The organism is Lysobacter sp. Soil_N_51 (assembly GCF_057655755.1).
On record NZ_JBDGLR010000010.1, the window covers coordinates 88809 to 103362 of the forward strand.

Here is a 14554-nt window from a genome sequence, read left to right on the forward strand (position 1 = left end):
TTGGGGTGAAGGCAGCGCCGGCGACGGATCAAAAGCCAACGGGCCGCATCGCGGCCCGTTGGCGTTTCAGGAGCCGAGGGCTACTGCGAGTCGAGTGCCAAGCCCCAATCCCCTGCAGGCACTTCGGCCCGCGAGTGGATGCGGCGTCAGCGCGACGGCTCTTGGGGAAGGGGCTTCAGCCCCGACGCCTTTCATTCCGATCGCGACGAACCATCCGCGCGAACTGAGACAACAGCGTCGAGGCTGAAGCCCCTCCCACAAAAGTGCCGAGGCAACGAAAAGTACTCGGGCAGCGACGCCGACGACGGCAACGACGTGACCGGGCCGCGCCGCATCGCAGTCCGGCATCGCACCGCGATCACTCAGCCGCCGGCGGCATCGATCGCATTGCGCGTCTGCTCCGCGCCCTGATCGACCGCGCCTTCGACCGACTTGGCCTGCTCGATCGGTTGTTGGATCGCGTCGCGCATCTGCGTCGCCTGCGGGTCCACCGGTCGCTCTTTTTCCGGCGGTTCGGGCTTGGAGCATGCGCCCAGCGCGCACAGCAGCGTGGCGCAGGCGAAGGTCGATACGATACGGCGTGGTTTCATCGCGGCATCCTCGGTCGGTCCGGCCGTTATGCTACGCCGGTCGCGCGCGCAGCGCGGCGATCCACCGCACACCCGGAGACAAGCCATGGACCCCAAGCGCTGGCGACTGGACGGACAGCTCGCCTTGGTCACCGGCGGCAGCGCCGGCATCGGCCGCGCGATCGCGCGCGAACTGCTCGGCTTCGGCGCCGACGTGCTGCTGGCCGCGCGCGACGCGACCGCGCTGGAATCGGCGCGCGCCGAGCTGCTGGAAGACTTCCCCGACCGCGACATCCACGGCTTCGTCGCCGACGTCGCCGACGACGAACAGCGGCGCGAACTGCTGGACTGGGTCGAGGACTTCGGTGAAGGCCTGCACATCCTGGTCAACAACGCCGGCGGCAACCTGAGCAAGCCGACCAACGACTACACCGAGGACGAGTGGCGGCAGATCTTCGAGATCAACGTGTTCTCGGCGTTCGAACTGTCGCGCTACGCGCATGCATTGCTGACCCGCCACGCCGCCTCGAGCATCGTCAACGTCGGCAGCGTGTCGGGCAATCTGCACGTGCGCACCGGCTCGCCCTACGGCATGAGCAAGGCGGCGATGCACCAGATGACCCGCAACCTCGCGGTGGAATGGGCCGAGGACGGCGTGCGCGTCAACGCGGTCGCGCCGTGGTACATCCGCACCCGCCGCACCTCCGACAAACTCGCCGATCCGGATTATCTAGACGAGGTGCTGCTGCGCACGCCGGCCGGCCGCATCGGCGAACCCGAGGAAGTCGCCGCGGCGGTCGCGTTTTTGTGTCTGCCGGCGGCGGGCTACATCACCGGCGAATGCATCGCGGTGGATGGCGGGTTTCAGCGTTACGGATTCTGAGGGCCTCGCCATGCCCGCTCGCGACAAAGCGCCGGTCGTCATCGATATGCGAAGGTCGGGTTCCGGCTGGATCTTGTTCGGTGTGGCCTTGTTGGCGATGGGAATCCCGACCCTGCTGGACCCGTTCGTGCCGTCGCTGGAGGCCGCCTGGCTCGGTCCGGCGGTGCTGGCGTTGACCGCGGCGGTGACCATGGCCGTGATCGTGTTGCTCTACGGCTGGCCCCCGGGGCTGGACCCGTCGGCCGATCGGCGCGCCGGGGCCATCCAGGTGCTGCTGTGCGTGGCGTTCTTCTTCCTCCTGCACAGCGGGCTGCGTTTTTTCGTGCCGGTGCTGTTGCACCACCTGGCCGGCCCGCGCCCGGCGACGCAAACCGAATCGGTGCGCCTGCGCGAATCGGGCTTCCGCGGTTGCCGCACCTCGGTGGTGCTGCCCGACGACGGTTTCCTGCTTCGCCGGCGTCTGTGCGGTATTGCGCGCAACACCTTCGGCGCCTTGCGCGACAGCGAACGCATCGAACTGCGCGGCAAGCGCTCGTATTTCGGTATCTCGGTCGAGGATTACGACGCCGCGCCGCGCGCGCCGCGTTGATAGAGGCGAGCGACGCTTGCTCGCATCAAGGCGTGGCGGCGATGGTGATGTCGGTGAGCACTTGACGAGAGAGACGGCGGGCGATGCCTAGCGCGCCGCGGTCTATTTCTTGCCGCAGGTGCTTTCGGTCACGATCCGCTGGATTCGCGCGACCTCGGCGGCCGACGCATCCTTGCTGTCGCTGCGGCCGAAACGCAGCGCCGATTGCGCTTCGCGCAGGCGCTGCTTCCAGTTTTCGCACAAGGCCTCGTCGGGCAGGCGCTGGCATTGGTCGGTGACCATCTGGCAGGCGACGCCGACCCCGGGGCTGGCGGTGCCGCCCAGGCCGGTGGTCTGCAGTTGCGCGCAACGCTGCGGCGGGTTGCCGTCGTCGTTGAGGTAGCGGCCGTTGTCGTAGGTGCGGCATTCGAACAACACCGGCGGCGGCAGCCGGTCGGCGTCGGCGATCTGCGGGCCGGCCGGCACGGGGGCTTGCTTGATCGCCGCGGGCGTCTTGACCGACGGCAGTTGCGAGGACACCGGCGGATGCGGCGGCGGGGCATTGGCCGGCGCGTACGGCGCCACCGGCGAGCCGATGAAGGTCGGCGGCGCGGACGAGCTGGACACGCCTTCGAGCACGCGTTTTTCCTGCTGCTGACCCTTCGGGCACGGCGTGTTGTTCTGCACCGTCAACTGGCCGAGGGCATCGGTGCAGCGGTAGATCACCACCTTGCCGCCTTGCGCGTGAGTGCCGGCACTGGCCAGCAACAAAACCGACAACCACCACACACGCATCAGTAAGCTCCGCAATCGGCGTTCATTCGCGCATCGATGATGCGCTGTTCCCGGGTGATCTGTTCGCGCTCGCTCTGCAGCGCGCTGTTGTAGCGGCGATCGCCCTGGTAGCAGTTGTCGCGCAGGCGCGAACACACTTCTTCCTGGGGCAGTTGCTCGCATTCGTCGCGGATCAACTGGCTGCCGTAGTACACGCCGGAGCCGTAGTTGTAGCCGCCGGAATAATACCCGCCCGAGTAGGCGGTGGTCGCATAGCTGACATTGCCGTGGCGGCCGTTGGCGGCCACCGCGATGCCGGCCGAGCCGATGCCCGCGGAACGGGCGCTCGGGGAATTGAGCACGGCGGCCGGATCGCCCAGGCGCGGCCGCGGCGCGCCGATGCGGCCGCCCAGCGAGGTGCGGTTGCCGGTGTAGACCGGCACGCCGTAGCCCAGGTCGACGATCGGCACCATGCGCGGATTGCCGTCGCCGTTGCTGCTGGTGTAGCTGCTGCCGTCGGGGCGCACGCAGTCGAACATCGGTTGCGGGTTGCGCACCACCAGCACACGCGGCCTGCTGTCGATCGCCGGACGCGAGGCCGGGGCCGGCGCGGCCGAGGCTTCGATCACCCGCGGCGGCGGATCGACCGGACGGGCCATGCTCAGGGTCTGCTGACGCTGGCCCTGGGCGCAGGGCGTGTCGCGCAGGCTGAGCTGACCGCGATCGTCGGTGCAGCGGTAGATGAGCACCTCGGCGGCCTGCGCCGTGCCCAGCGATGCGCCGGTGGACAGCAGGGCGGCCAGGACCAGGCTTCGACGGCGGGCGTGGATGGCGTTCATGCACGCATCTTGCGCCTCGCCTGCGTTACGGGGAAGTCGAAGCGGGGCGCGGATCGCGGGCGTTGAGGGCGGGTTTAGCCAAGCGCGGCGTGGCGCCGGCCGGTTCAGCGACGCCAGACCAGCACCAGCACGCCGCCGCCGACCATCAACAGCCGACCACAGCGCCCAGGCGGGGAATGGGGCGAGGGCAGGGTCATGGCGGGACCTCCGGACCAAGGGGCGGGATCGCGCGAGCATGGTCGCGGCCGTGTCGGACCCCGGTCAGCCCCGCAGCACCTCGCCGGTCGCGGCGACGCGGATCGGGGTTGGCGCGGACAGGCCGCCGGTTTCGCCGACGCACACGCCGTCGGCGAGCGCGAGCAGGGCGCGGTCGAGCTGGTCGCGCTGGAACGCCGGCGGTTGGCCGGCGAGGTTGGCGCTGGTGGAGACGAGCGGGCGGCCGAGCGCCAGGCACAGCGCGCGCGCCTGGGGATGCGCGGTGACGCGCACGGCGACGCTGTCGTGGCTGCCGCGGATCCAGGCGGGGACCGCGTCGGTGGCGGGCACCGCCCAGGTGTTCGGCCCGGGCCAGCTGGCGCGCACCGCATCGGCGCGCTCGCCGGGCAATGCCGACCAGTCGATCAGGCCGTCGAACTGCTCGACCGAGGCGGCGATCAGGATCACGCCCTTGTCGACCGGCCGCTGCTTGATCGCCAGCAGGCGCAGCACCGCGGTCTGGTCGAACGGATCGCAGCCGATCCCCCAGACCGCTTCGGTCGGATAGACGACGACGCCGCCGCGGATGAGCGCGGCGGCGGCGTGTTCGAGGCTCAGCTCAGGCATGCGGATCGGATGCGGGGGCGATGGCGCAGTGTCGCATGGCGGTCGCGGCATCGGGATCGGCCGGTCCGGTCCCGAGCCGGGACCGGTTCGAACGCGGTACGGCGGGACTCAGTACGGCACCCAGGCGTCCTTCCAGGCGTAGCCGGTGCCGGGACGGTAGGCGTCGGCGTTGATGTTGCACCAGCCGCCTTCGGGGAACGGCCGGCAGCCGTAGCGCTTGCCGTCGCTGCCCTTGACCACGGTGACGCCGGGCACGTAGCGGCCGATGCCGTCTGGGTAGACGTAGTCGTAACCCGACGGAGTGCCCGGGTTCGGGTTCGGATTGGGTGCGGGCTGCCTGATGTCGAGTTGATGGCGACGACCGCTGCCGCTGAGGAACACGCGGTTGGCGCTGGCCGAAGGCTGCGGGGTGATCACGCCGTTGCCGAGCACGCCGATGCGGGCGTAGCGGGCGCTCGCGTTGACCTGCCGGCCCAGGCGCAGCGGCCAGGCGGTCGCCGCGGTTTCGCCGGCCTTGAGCGTGACCTCGATGCGCTCGGCGTCGTTGCCGTTGGCCTCGAACACCCGCAGGCTCACGGTGGTGCCGACCGGCAGCGCGGTGGGCGCGCTCAGCGCGCCGGCGTCGGTCCAGGTCGTCGGCGAGGGCGGCGTGCCCGCGCCGGAAAACGCCACGTCCATGCAGGTGTAGAACGCTTCGGTCGAATCCGAGCGTTGCCAGGTGTTGTAGATCACATGGCGGCCGCTGCGCTTGGGCAGCGGGCAGTTCAAGTGGTAATTGCCGTCGGCGGCGAGCGGGGTATTGCCGACCGTGCAGAACGGCTCCAGGTCGGCCCAGCGCAGCGGCTGGTTCGGGTTCCAGCCGTCGCGGGTCACATAGAACGTCCACTCGCGGGTGGCATGCGGCGCGGTGCCCTTGAACAGGAATTCGTAGCGGCCGTTGGCGTCGGCGGCGATCGGCTGCGCCTGCCAGTCGGCGCGGGCGAGGTTCAGGCCCTCGAAGGTGGGATTGCCGCCGCTGCACAGCTTGCCGTCGGCGACCACGGCGCGATGGTTACCGTTGGCGGCGGCCTGATTGATGCTCATCCAGTCGTAGAACATCGCCGAGCCCGACACCTGATGCGCGGCGGCGCAAGCCGGGTCGGTCGGGTTTTCGCGGTTGCCGTCGGCGCAGGCGACGACGCGGCTCTTGGGTTTGATCATCGAGCCGTGGGCGTGAACGTGCGCGACCGGCAACGCGGTCAGCACGGCGAGGGCGATGAGGGCGGACCGTATCGGGGGAAACGGAGTCATGAGCGTTCCTGGGAATGGCGTCCGGGGGCATCCGGACAAGCCAGCGTAGGCACGCTCAGCGCGAGCACAATCAGACAAGTACGCATTGTGCGTGCTCGATGAATGCCGCCGGCTGCAGGGCCAGGCAGCAATGCTCCGTTCGACGGCACTGATCGATGCGGTCGAAGGCGAACTCGCGGGATCGACAAGGAACCTCGCGCACACCGAACGCGGGCATGACGATCAAGATCGACATGCCCGCGAACCGGTTTCACCCACTCAGCGTTGCAAGACGGCAAGCCGCCGCGCAACGCCGATGGGTCTTCAGCGCGATCTCAGTGATCGTGATGCGCGTGTTCGTCGGCGAACGGCTTGGCCGACGCGGGCAGACGCACGTCGAAGGCGTAGGAACGATTGCCGCTGAGGTACACGCGATTGCCCGGGCCGTCCTTCGCCTGCACCTGGCCGCCGCGCTGCTCGCCGATGCGGGCGAACCTGGCGCGCGCGTTGACCTGTTCGGCGACCCGCCGCGGCCACGCGACGATCGAGGTTTCGCCTTCGCGCAGCACGGTTTCGATCTTCTCCGCGTCGCTGCCGTCGGGGTTGAACACGCGCAGGGTCACCGCGGTGCCGACCGGGTAGTCGTTGACCACGTTGACGTTGCCCGACTCGCGCCACGGCGACTTCGCATCGGCGACCGAGTTGGTGAAGTTGACGTCCATGCAGGTGTAGAACGCTTCGGTCGAATCCGAGCGCTGCCAGGTGTTGTAGATCACGTGGCGGCCGCTGCGCGCCGGCAGGGTGCAGGTGATGTGGTAGTTGTTGCCGCTCGACAGCGGCACCGGGCCGGTCTTGCAGAACTGCTGCAGGTCGTTCCAGCGCAGCGCCGTGTTCGGGTTCCAGCCCTGCGGGGTGACGAAGAAGGTCCAGTCCTTGGTCGCGTGCGGCGCGGTCGCGTAGAAGGTGAAGGTGTAGCTCGATCCCGAACGCACGTTGCTGGTCTGCCAATCGCTGCGGATCACATCCAGGCCGCGGAAAGTCGGGTTGTTGCCGCTGCACTGCTTGCCGTCGGGCACCACGGCGCGATGGTTGCTGTTGGCGTTGGCCTGGTTGATGCCGTTCCAGTCGTAGAACAGCTGCGAACCGGCGACCGCCCAGGCGGCGCGGCAGGCCGGATCGGCGGGATTCTCTTTATTGCCCAGGTAGCACTTGTAGATCCGGCTTTGCGGATTGACGAAGGTGCCGTGGGCGAAGGCCGAGGACACCGGCAGGGCGGCCGCGCACAAAGCGACGGCGGCGGAGAGCAGGGAAATACGAGTGGCGCGGGTCATGACGACTCCTGTCGATGGGATAGGTGAAAGACACCCCCCAGGGAACAGGTCTTCGTGCTGGTCGTGATGCGCGCGCGATTTGGATCGCGTCTGAGTCGGGCTTCGATCCATGGACCGGCCCGCGATGTGGGCCGATCCTAGTGGCCGGGGCAGGCTGAATCTGTGCGAGCGGTCGCTGGCGGCGACATGCGCGGGCGTGTGGTCGCGGCGGCGATGCGAAAGCGGAAGCGGCGTCACGGCTTGACCGCGTGGCTGCGACACCGTGTCGCTGGCGTTTGCTGCGGCGCGTCGGGCGCGCGGGCCTGCGCGCAAACGAAACGGGCGCCGAAACCGGCGCCCGTTCCTCACTCGTCGGCCTCTATCGCCGCTTACCGCGGCGGTCGAGCCATCAGGCGGTTTTCGCCACGGCCTTCTTGACGACCTTCTTCGCGGCTTTCTTGGTCGCGGTCTTCTTGGCGACTTTCTTGGTGGCCTTTTTCGCCGGCGCCTTCTTGGCCGCGGCCTTCTTCGCCGGTGCCTTGGCCTCGCCGTCGGCGCTCACGACCTTCTTGGCGGCTTTCTTCGCCGCCTTCTTGGCCGGTTCTTTCTTGGCCGCGGTCTTCTTGCCGAAACGGCCGCGCATCGGCTTGCCGGTTTCCTCCATCAGCTTGACCACTTCCTCCAGGGTCAGCGACGCGGGTTCGCGATCCTTCGGGATGCGGCCGTTGAGCTTGCCGTCGCTGATGTACGGACCGAAGCGGCCGTTGAGCACCTGGATGTCGCTGCCGTCGAATTCCTTGATGATCCGGTTGCGCGCGATCTCTTCCTTCTCTTCGATCAGGAACACCGCGCGCGCCAGGTCGATCGTGTACGGATCGTCTTCCTTCTTCAGCGAGGCGTACACGCTGCCGCGCTTGGCGAACGGGCCGAAACGGCCGACGCCGACGCTGACTTCCTCGTCCTTGTCCAGACCCAGCTTGCGCGGCAGCTTGAACAGCTCGAGCGAATCCTCGAGCGAAATCGTGTGCATGCTCTGGCCCGGACGCAGCGACGCGAAGGTCGGCTTGTCCTCGTCCTCGGCGGTGCCGATCTGCGCATACGGCCCGTAGCGGCCCAGGCGCACGCTTACCGGCTTGCCGCTCTTGGGATCGGTGCCCAGTTCGCGCGCGCCGGTGGCTTCGTTGCGATCGACCGATTCCTTCTTGTCCTCGACCAATTGCTTGAACGGGCCCCAGAAGCGCTCCATCAGCGGCACCCAGTCCTCTTCGCCGCGCGACACCGCATCGAGCTCGTCCTCGAGCTTGGCGGTGAAGTCGTAGTCGACGTACTGGGTGAAATGGCCGGACAGGAACTTCGACACCGCGCGGCCGACGTCGCTGGGACGGAAGCGGCGGCTGTCGAGTTCGACGTACTTGCGGAACAACAAGGTCTGGATGATCGAGGCGTAGGTCGAGGGACGGCCGATGCCGTATTCCTCGAGCGTCTTGACCAAGGACGCTTCCGAGAAGCGCGGCGGCGGCTCGGTGAAGTGCTGGTCGGCGTGGATGCGGTCGACCGGGATGCGGTCGCCGGTCTTCATCAGCGGCAGCTTGCGGCCTTCGTCTTCGTCCTCGGCGGCCTTCGCGTCCTTGCCTTCCTCGTACACGGCGAGGAAGCCCGGATCGATCACGGTCGTGCCCGAGGCGCGGAAGCTGTGTTCGGAACCGGCGGCGAGATCGACGCTGACGGTGTTGAGCGTGGCCGGCACCATCTGCGAGGCGACCGCGCGCTTCCAGATCAGTTCGTACAGGCGGCGGCCGTCGTCGTCGAGGAAACGCGCGACCTGCGCCGGCGTGCGCAGCGCCGAGGTCGGACGGATCGCTTCGTGCGCTTCCTGCGCGTTCTTCGACTTGGTCTGGTAGGTGTTGGGCTTGTCCGGCAGCGCCTTGGTGCCGAAGTCGCGCGCGATCACGTCGCGGATTTCGGCCACCGCTTCCTGCGACAGGCTCACCGAGTCGGTACGCATGTAGCTGATCAGGCCGACCGTGCCCTCGTCGCCGAGCGCCATGCCCTCGTACAGCTTCTGCGCCACGCGCATGGTCCGCGAGGTGGTGAAGCCGAGCTTGCGCGAGGCTTCCTGCTGCAGGGTCGAGGTGGTGAACGGCGCGGCCGGGCGGCGCTTGCGTTCCTTGCTGGTGACGTCGGTCACCTGCAGCGCGCCGTTGGCGGCGGCGACGATGCGCTTGCGCGCGGCCTCGGCGCTGTCGCCCTCGGTGATGGTGAACTGCTCGAACTTCTTGCCGTCGAGCTTGTTGAGCTTGGCGGTGAAGGCCTGCTGCGGATGCGCGCACTCGGCCTCGATCGACCAGTACTCGCGGGCCACGAAGGCTTCGATTTCCTCTTCGCGCTCGACGATCATGCGCAGCGCCGGCGACTGCACGCGGCCGGCGGACAGGCCGCGCTGGACCTTGCGCCACAACACCGGCGACAGATTGAAGCCGACCAGGTAGTCGAGCGCGCGGCGGGCCTGCTGCGCATCGACCAGGTCGCTGGCGATCTCGCGCGGATGGCTCATCGCCTCCTTGATCGCGCGCGGGGTGATTTCGGTGAACACCACCCGCTGCAGCGGCTTGCCTTCCAGCAGGCCGCGCTCGCGCAGGATCTCGCCGATGTGCCAGCTGATCGCTTCGCCCTCTCGGTCCGGGTCGGTCGCCAGAAACACGTTGTCGGCGCTCTTGGCGGCCTTGGCGATCGCGTCCACGTGTTTTTCGTTCTTCTCGATGACGGCGTAGTCCATCGCGAAGTGATTGTCGGGATCGACCGCGCCCTCTTTCGGCACCAGGTCGCGGACATGGCCGTAGGAGGCCAGGACGGTGAAGTCCTTGCCGAGGTACTTGTTGATCGTCTTGGCCTTGGCGGGCGACTCGACGATGAGGAGGTTCTTGGCCATTGGTACTCCGCAGGGCCCGGGGCGGGGCGCCTGCTCGACAGCGTGTTCTGTTGCGGCGGGCAGCGTCGGAACGGGCCCGGCGCTGCGAAGGTTTAAGAAGGCGACGCCCGCAGCGTTCAGCGGCGGGCGTTCAGGTTTCCTCTTTCTAGTGGAATCACGAGCCGGGCGGAGCTGTCAAGCTCGGCCCCTCGGAACCGCCAATAAAGTGGCACTCAATTGCTTGAAGAAGGTGTGATGAATTGTGTCCTGTTCAGCTGCCAGCGCGTTGCGACTCAGCTCGAGAAGGCAGCGAATCCCACCGCGACCAGCAGCACGCCGACCACCGCGGCCCAGATCAGGCCGGCCAGGATCAGGATCACCAGCGCCACTGTGCCCAGGGTCCGGTTCTGCAGTTCCGGGCGCGCAGTGTAGGCCCAACGGTCGACCACCTGGGTCTTGGCGACCATGTCGTGCAGGCCCTGCTTGCGGTCGGTGAAGGCGATCATCAGGTAGCCCACGTACAGGCTCAGATAGGACAGCATGGCCGCGAACCAGCGGCCGATCGCGCGCCCGCGGCTGAGCCGCTGGCCGTTCGCGTCGACCACCTTGATCCCGACCGCGAGCTTGCCCAGGGTGGCCTGCATCGAGGACGACTCGAACCCGGCGTAGTAGCTCAGGCTGATCGCGCCCATCAGCACGTACGACAGCACCGTGTACAGGATGAACATGCTGTCGGCGCCGCTGGTCAGCCACTTGGCCGAATCGAACCCGCTGGCGGCGCCGAACGCGACCATGCCGCCGAGCACCAGCACGGTGTTGACCGCGTAATAAGTGATGGTGACCAGCAGGCCGTCGATCATGTACGCGGCCAGGCGCTTCCAGAACCCGGCATAGACCACCTCATGGCCCAGCACCACCGACATGTCCTCGGCGACGCCGGCGCGCGGCGCGGCGTACGGCGAATCGGGTTCGTCGAGGGCCCGCGCGGGGGTGTAGGTGTCGCTCAGTTTCGCTGACGAAACCGGGGTGAACGCTGCGCTATCGCCGAGATTGGCCGAAGTCGGTTGGGTCTGAAAAGCGTGCGCGGAACTCGCCGCGGGCGAGTCCTGAAGCGGCGCGGCGGTGCCGGCCGGGTTGCGCGGAGCGGCCGCGTCGACCGCGTCGTCGGCGCGCTCATGGGCGTCGGCGACGGCATGACCGACCACGCTGTCGACCCGCTCGGACAGGACCTGGGCCGGGTCGGGCGCGGCGTTGAAGCCGGGGTCGGCGACCAGTTCGCCGGCCAGATCGCGCCACGGCTGCCATTGCGGCAGGCCGTCGCGCCACACCAGGGTATCGGGACCCAACTCGCCGCGACCGTGGCGCTCGATCATCTGCGCGCCGTCCAGCGGTCCGTGCCGGTTACGTTCGTTGTCGCTGTAGTACCACTGGGTCATCGCGAGTCTCTGGCGGTCGTGGGCCCGGCTGCGGGGCCGCAATGCCCCGCATGATGCCACCGACTGCCGTCGCGATGCGCCGGCGCGCGCGATCGCGCGCCGGCGCCGGGCTCAGTCGCGGCACTGCATCGGCAGGACCGCGCGCTTTTCGATGTCCGAAGTGCAGCTCCATTCGTGGCTGGACGGGTCGTACGACTGCACGATGTGCTTGCCGTCGATCCTGCCGTCGATGCCGCGCAGTTCGACCTGGATCGCGCAATTACCGTTCTCGGTGAGATGGCCGAAGCTGATCCCGGCGATGTAGGTGTCGGCGTAGTCGGCGGCGGGCTGGAAGCCTTCGCTGTCGTTGCCCGGGCAGGCCTCGTTGGACTGCACGTACTCGGCGACCGCGATCTTGTGGCTGCCGGCGACCGCCACGGCCTGAGCGACCTTGGTGCGGAAGGTGTAGTCCTGGTAGGCCGGCAGGGCGATCGCGGCCAGTATGCCGATCACCGGGATCGCCAGAACGGCCAGCACGATGAGCACGATCATGCAGCCCGACAGGCCCTTGCGCGGCGGCGGCGCGGCCGGGCGGCGGTTGAAATGCGCGGCCGCGGCCGCGGCGTCGGCGGGGTTGGCGCCGACGGACGGCCCCGGGCCATTCGAGCCCGGGCCAGCCGAATAGGCGGGCGCCGAGTAGGCCGGCGCGTCGTTGGCGCCGGGCGGCAACGGCGGCGGCGCGGGCGGGCGCGGGGTCGAGGACAGCAGGTCGCCGTCCAGGCCCAACTCGGCCGACAAGCGTTCCAGCGGCTGCCATTCGCGCAGGCCCTCGCGCCACAGCAAGGTGTCGCGCTGGATGCGGCCTTCGCGGAAATGGCCGCGCAGCGCGTCGGCGTCGATCGGACCGACGCGGCCCTGGGCTGCGTCGTGGTAGTACCAGTTCGTCATGTCGTTCCCCCTGATCTTGCGATCGTCCCTGTGTGGTGAAGGCCATCGTGGCGGCGGACCGGACCCGGCGGGGTGGTCTCGCGGATGATGGCATGCTGCCGCGCCGCCGCCCCGGGGGCATGCGCGAGACGCAAGAAACTAGCACGGAGAGGGGAAAACGTGACGCAGACCGCAGCGGCGGTACGCGCTCGGCGATGAACGGCGGCACGCGAGGGCCGGATGGGGAGGTCTGGGAGGCTCGGTAAGCGCGGCGCGAGGCGCGCCGGATCGCTGCCGCCACGCCGGCAGGGCCGGCGCGGCGAGGGCTGCGCGCCGGCGTCAGACGGCCGGCGCGAGCGGGGTCAATGCACCGGTTCGGGCTCGTCGGCGAACATCTGGGTTTCCATCCAGGCGTACGCCGCCTCGGAGCCGGGCTGGTTGAACAGGACCATCAGCACGACCCATTTCAGGTCGTCCAGGTCGAGTTCCTCCTGGTCCAGCGCCATCGCCCGATCCAGCACGAGTTCGCGCTGATCGGCATCGAGGATGCCGTGCTGTTCCAGGAACAGCAGGAAGCCGCGGCATTCGACATCGAGCTTGTCGAGTTCCGGGCCGAAATAGATCCGGGTCGGTCCGCCCACGCGCGGCGCGTTGACGCTGGGCCGTTGCTGGGCCAGCGCATCGAGCCATTCGATGGCTTTGTTGATCTCGGCGGGGCTGAAACCGGCCTGACCCAATTCATCGAACAGGGGGCCGCTGCGGAGCGAATCGCGGTCGCGGACAAGGTCCGCATCGTCGGTGAAGTAATGCTCGAACAGGTACAGCAGGACGTCCAGGATGCTCTCTTTCATTTCCCTCGGCCTGCGCCGCATGCGGCGCGGTGGGTCAGGAGTTGCTGATTGACCGAATGACCCGCCGGCAGATCGATGCCGATTCGGATTCAGCGGTTGCGGAAGTAACGGCCATGCAGCGCCGCGACGCGACCCTCAAGCTCCATGACCAGCAGCATGGAGGACAGTTCGGCGATCGTCAATCCGGTGCGATCGACCAGGCGATCCATACCGGTGGGGTCGTAACCCAGCGCATTCCACAAGCGCTGGTAGTCGGGATCGGCGTATTCGGCGTGCGGCGGCGCTCCGGAACTGCTGTCGCGGCCATCGTGATCGTCGTGTGTGACGCTCGCGTGGCCGGCGTAATCCGCCGGGGGCGTCGCCTCGTCGCTGGCATGGCCCGATGTAGTGGGGACGCCCAGGCGCCTGCGCAAGCCGTCGGCCAGTTCGGCCGCCAAAGGCGCTAAGGCCGCGGTCACTTCGTGGGCGCTTTCGACCAGCCCGGCGCCCTCGCGGATCAGCCGGTGGCAGCCGCGCGCGAGCGGGTTGTGGATCGAACCGGGCACCGCGAACACCTCGCGCCCGCATTCGCTGGCCAGGCGCGCGGTGATCAGCGCGCCGGAGCGCTCGGCCGCCTCGATCACCAGGGTGCCCAGGCTGAGCCCGGCCAGGATCCGGTTGCGGCTGGGGAAATGCTCGGGCCGGGCCTGAGTGCCGGGCAGGTGCTCGCTGACCACCGCGCCGAGTTGGCCGATTCGCGCCAGCAACTCGGCGTTGCTGCGCGGGTAGGCGACATCGGGGCCGGTGCCGAGCACGGCCACGGTGAGCCCGCCGGCGTCCAGGGCGGCGCGGTGCGCGGCGGTGTCGATGCCCGCGGCCAGGCCGCTGATCACCGCCAGGCCACTGCGGGCCAGGGCGCGGGCGAAATCGGCGGCGTTGTCGCTGCCGGCCGGGGTCGGCGAGCGGCTGCCGACCACGGCCACCGACGGATGCCACAGCAAGGCCGGTTCGCCGACCACGAACAGCGCCAGCGGTGGGCTGGACACGCGCCGCAGCAGCGGCGGGTAGTCGGGATGGTTCCACTCGATCAGGTGGTGATTGGGGTCGCTCAGCCAGCGGCTGGCGCGGTCCAGGGTCTCGGCCTGCGGCGTGCGCAGGCGGTCGATCTGCTTTTCCGACAGTTCAGCCGCCCGCCACGCGCGCGGCCCGGCCGCCAGCACGGCCGCGGCGCTGCCGTGTTGCTCGAGCAGCAGCCGTCGCGGCGCCGCCGCGCCGCCGGCGTCGATCAGGCTCAGCAGGGCGAGGGCGTTTTCGCCGGTGATGTCGGCATCGGTCTGGTTCATGCCCCAGCCTAGCCCGCAAACGACGACGGCGCCCGAAGGCGCCGTCGCGTGGTGCTGTAGGAAAAGCCCGCGGCAGTGGCCGCGCGACTTCGCCGGA

The 14554-nt window shown here is 68.8% G+C and carries 14 protein-coding genes; 2 read left to right on the forward strand and 12 right to left on the reverse strand.

Features of this window, described 5'->3' with window-relative positions:
• Positions 1-362: 362 nt before the first annotated feature.
• Complete coding sequence (locus AC3A4T_RS19730) at positions 363-590, reverse strand: hypothetical protein (RefSeq protein WP_487676941.1); 228 nt, start codon at positions 588-590, stop codon at positions 363-365.
• A gap of 85 nt (positions 591-675) precedes the next feature.
• Here AC3A4T_RS19730 and AC3A4T_RS19735 point away from each other — a divergent pair, with 85 nt between their 5' ends.
• Both AC3A4T_RS19735 and AC3A4T_RS19740 read left to right on the forward strand, forming a co-directional pair.
• On the forward strand, positions 676-1452 hold the full coding sequence (locus AC3A4T_RS19735) for an SDR family oxidoreductase (RefSeq protein WP_036105763.1): 777 nt from the start codon (positions 676-678) through the stop codon (positions 1450-1452).
• A 10-nt stretch (positions 1453-1462) separates the two neighbouring features.
• On the forward strand, positions 1463-2041 hold the full coding sequence (locus tag AC3A4T_RS19740) for a hypothetical protein (RefSeq protein ID WP_487676942.1): 579 nt from the start codon (positions 1463-1465) through the stop codon (positions 2039-2041).
• Between the two features lie 102 nt (positions 2042-2143).
• Here the strand turns inward: AC3A4T_RS19740 and AC3A4T_RS19745 are convergent, their stop codons facing one another.
• The 11 genes from AC3A4T_RS19745 to dprA all read right to left on the reverse strand — a co-directional run bounded on the left by AC3A4T_RS19745 (position 2144) and on the right by dprA (position 14457).
• Positions 2144-2815: a DUF4124 domain-containing protein gene (locus tag AC3A4T_RS19745; protein WP_487676943.1), complete on the reverse strand. Its 672-nt coding sequence runs from the start codon at positions 2813-2815 to the stop codon at positions 2144-2146.
• Positions 2815-3633: a DUF4124 domain-containing protein gene (locus tag AC3A4T_RS19750; protein ID WP_487676944.1), complete on the reverse strand. Its 819-nt coding sequence runs from the start codon at positions 3631-3633 to the stop codon at positions 2815-2817. The genes AC3A4T_RS19745 and AC3A4T_RS19750 overlap by 1 nt, the downstream gene beginning before the upstream one ends.
• A 261-nt stretch (positions 3634-3894) precedes the next feature.
• Complete coding sequence (tsaC, locus tag AC3A4T_RS19755; RefSeq protein WP_487676945.1) at positions 3895-4455, reverse strand: L-threonylcarbamoyladenylate synthase type 1 TsaC; 561 nt, start codon at positions 4453-4455, stop codon at positions 3895-3897.
• A gap of 108 nt (positions 4456-4563) precedes the next feature.
• Complete coding sequence (locus tag AC3A4T_RS19760) at positions 4564-5745, reverse strand: lytic polysaccharide monooxygenase (RefSeq protein WP_487676946.1); 1182 nt, start codon at positions 5743-5745, stop codon at positions 4564-4566.
• A gap of 70 nt (positions 5746-5815) precedes the next feature.
• A complete protein-coding gene (locus AC3A4T_RS19765) occupies positions 5816-5980 on the reverse strand; it encodes a hypothetical protein (protein ID WP_487676947.1) in 165 nt (54 codons plus the stop codon).
• A 79-nt stretch (positions 5981-6059) separates the two neighbouring features.
• Positions 6060-7055 (reverse strand): lytic polysaccharide monooxygenase, encoded by a 996-nt coding sequence (locus AC3A4T_RS19770; protein ID WP_487676948.1) that lies wholly within the window; start codon positions 7053-7055, stop codon positions 6060-6062.
• A gap of 388 nt (positions 7056-7443) precedes the next feature.
• Entirely contained in the window at positions 7444-9963 is a 2520-nt protein-coding gene (locus tag AC3A4T_RS19775; protein ID WP_487676949.1) for a DNA topoisomerase I, read from the reverse strand.
• A gap of 272 nt (positions 9964-10235) precedes the next feature.
• A complete protein-coding gene (locus AC3A4T_RS19780; RefSeq protein WP_487676950.1) occupies positions 10236-11378 on the reverse strand; it encodes an RDD family protein in 1143 nt (380 codons plus the stop codon).
• A gap of 111 nt (positions 11379-11489) precedes the next feature.
• Positions 11490-12305 carry a pilin gene (locus tag AC3A4T_RS19785; protein WP_487676951.1) on the reverse strand — a complete coding sequence of 272 codons (816 nt, stop codon included), beginning with the start codon at positions 12303-12305 and terminating at the stop codon, positions 11490-11492.
• 341 nt (positions 12306-12646) lie between these two features.
• Positions 12647-13135, reverse strand: coding sequence for a DUF494 family protein (locus AC3A4T_RS19790; RefSeq protein ID WP_036105793.1), 489 nt, complete (start codon positions 13133-13135; stop codon positions 12647-12649).
• Between the two features lie 89 nt (positions 13136-13224).
• Positions 13225-14457 carry a DNA-processing protein DprA gene (dprA, locus tag AC3A4T_RS19795; RefSeq protein WP_487676952.1) on the reverse strand — a complete coding sequence of 411 codons (1233 nt, stop codon included), beginning with the start codon at positions 14455-14457 and terminating at the stop codon, positions 13225-13227.
• Positions 14458-14554: the final 97 nt, after the last annotated feature.

Excerpts from the sequence above, each read along its gene's own strand:
- AC3A4T_RS19785 (WP_487676951.1), bottom strand. The coding sequence starts at position 12,305 with ATGACGAACTGGTACTACCACGACGCAGCCCAGGGCCGCGTCGGTCCG.
- AC3A4T_RS19740 (WP_487676942.1), top strand. The coding sequence starts at position 1,463 with ATGCCCGCTCGCGACAAAGCGCCGGTCGTCATCGATATGCGAAGGTCG.
- tsaC (WP_487676945.1), bottom strand. The coding sequence starts at position 4,455 with ATGCCTGAGCTGAGCCTCGAACACGCCGCCGCCGCGCTCATCCGCGGC.
- dprA (WP_487676952.1), bottom strand. The coding sequence starts at position 14,457 with ATGAACCAGACCGATGCCGACATCACCGGCGAAAACGCCCTCGCCCTG.
- AC3A4T_RS19780 (WP_487676950.1), bottom strand. The coding sequence starts at position 11,378 with ATGACCCAGTGGTACTACAGCGACAACGAACGTAACCGGCACGGACCG.
- AC3A4T_RS19765 (WP_487676947.1), bottom strand. The coding sequence starts at position 5,980 with ATGTCGATCTTGATCGTCATGCCCGCGTTCGGTGTGCGCGAGGTTCCT.
- AC3A4T_RS19750 (WP_487676944.1), bottom strand. The coding sequence starts at position 3,633 with ATGAACGCCATCCACGCCCGCCGTCGAAGCCTGGTCCTGGCCGCCCTG.
- AC3A4T_RS19730 (WP_487676941.1), bottom strand. The coding sequence starts at position 590 with ATGAAACCACGCCGTATCGTATCGACCTTCGCCTGCGCCACGCTGCTG.
- AC3A4T_RS19735 (WP_036105763.1), top strand. The coding sequence starts at position 676 with ATGGACCCCAAGCGCTGGCGACTGGACGGACAGCTCGCCTTGGTCACC.
- AC3A4T_RS19770 (WP_487676948.1), bottom strand. The coding sequence starts at position 7,055 with ATGACCCGCGCCACTCGTATTTCCCTGCTCTCCGCCGCCGTCGCTTTG.
- AC3A4T_RS19790 (WP_036105793.1), bottom strand. The coding sequence starts at position 13,135 with ATGAAAGAGAGCATCCTGGACGTCCTGCTGTACCTGTTCGAGCATTAC.
- AC3A4T_RS19775 (WP_487676949.1), bottom strand. The coding sequence starts at position 9,963 with ATGGCCAAGAACCTCCTCATCGTCGAGTCGCCCGCCAAGGCCAAGACG.
- AC3A4T_RS19760 (WP_487676946.1), bottom strand. The coding sequence starts at position 5,745 with ATGACTCCGTTTCCCCCGATACGGTCCGCCCTCATCGCCCTCGCCGTG.
- AC3A4T_RS19745 (WP_487676943.1), bottom strand. The coding sequence starts at position 2,815 with ATGCGTGTGTGGTGGTTGTCGGTTTTGTTGCTGGCCAGTGCCGGCACT.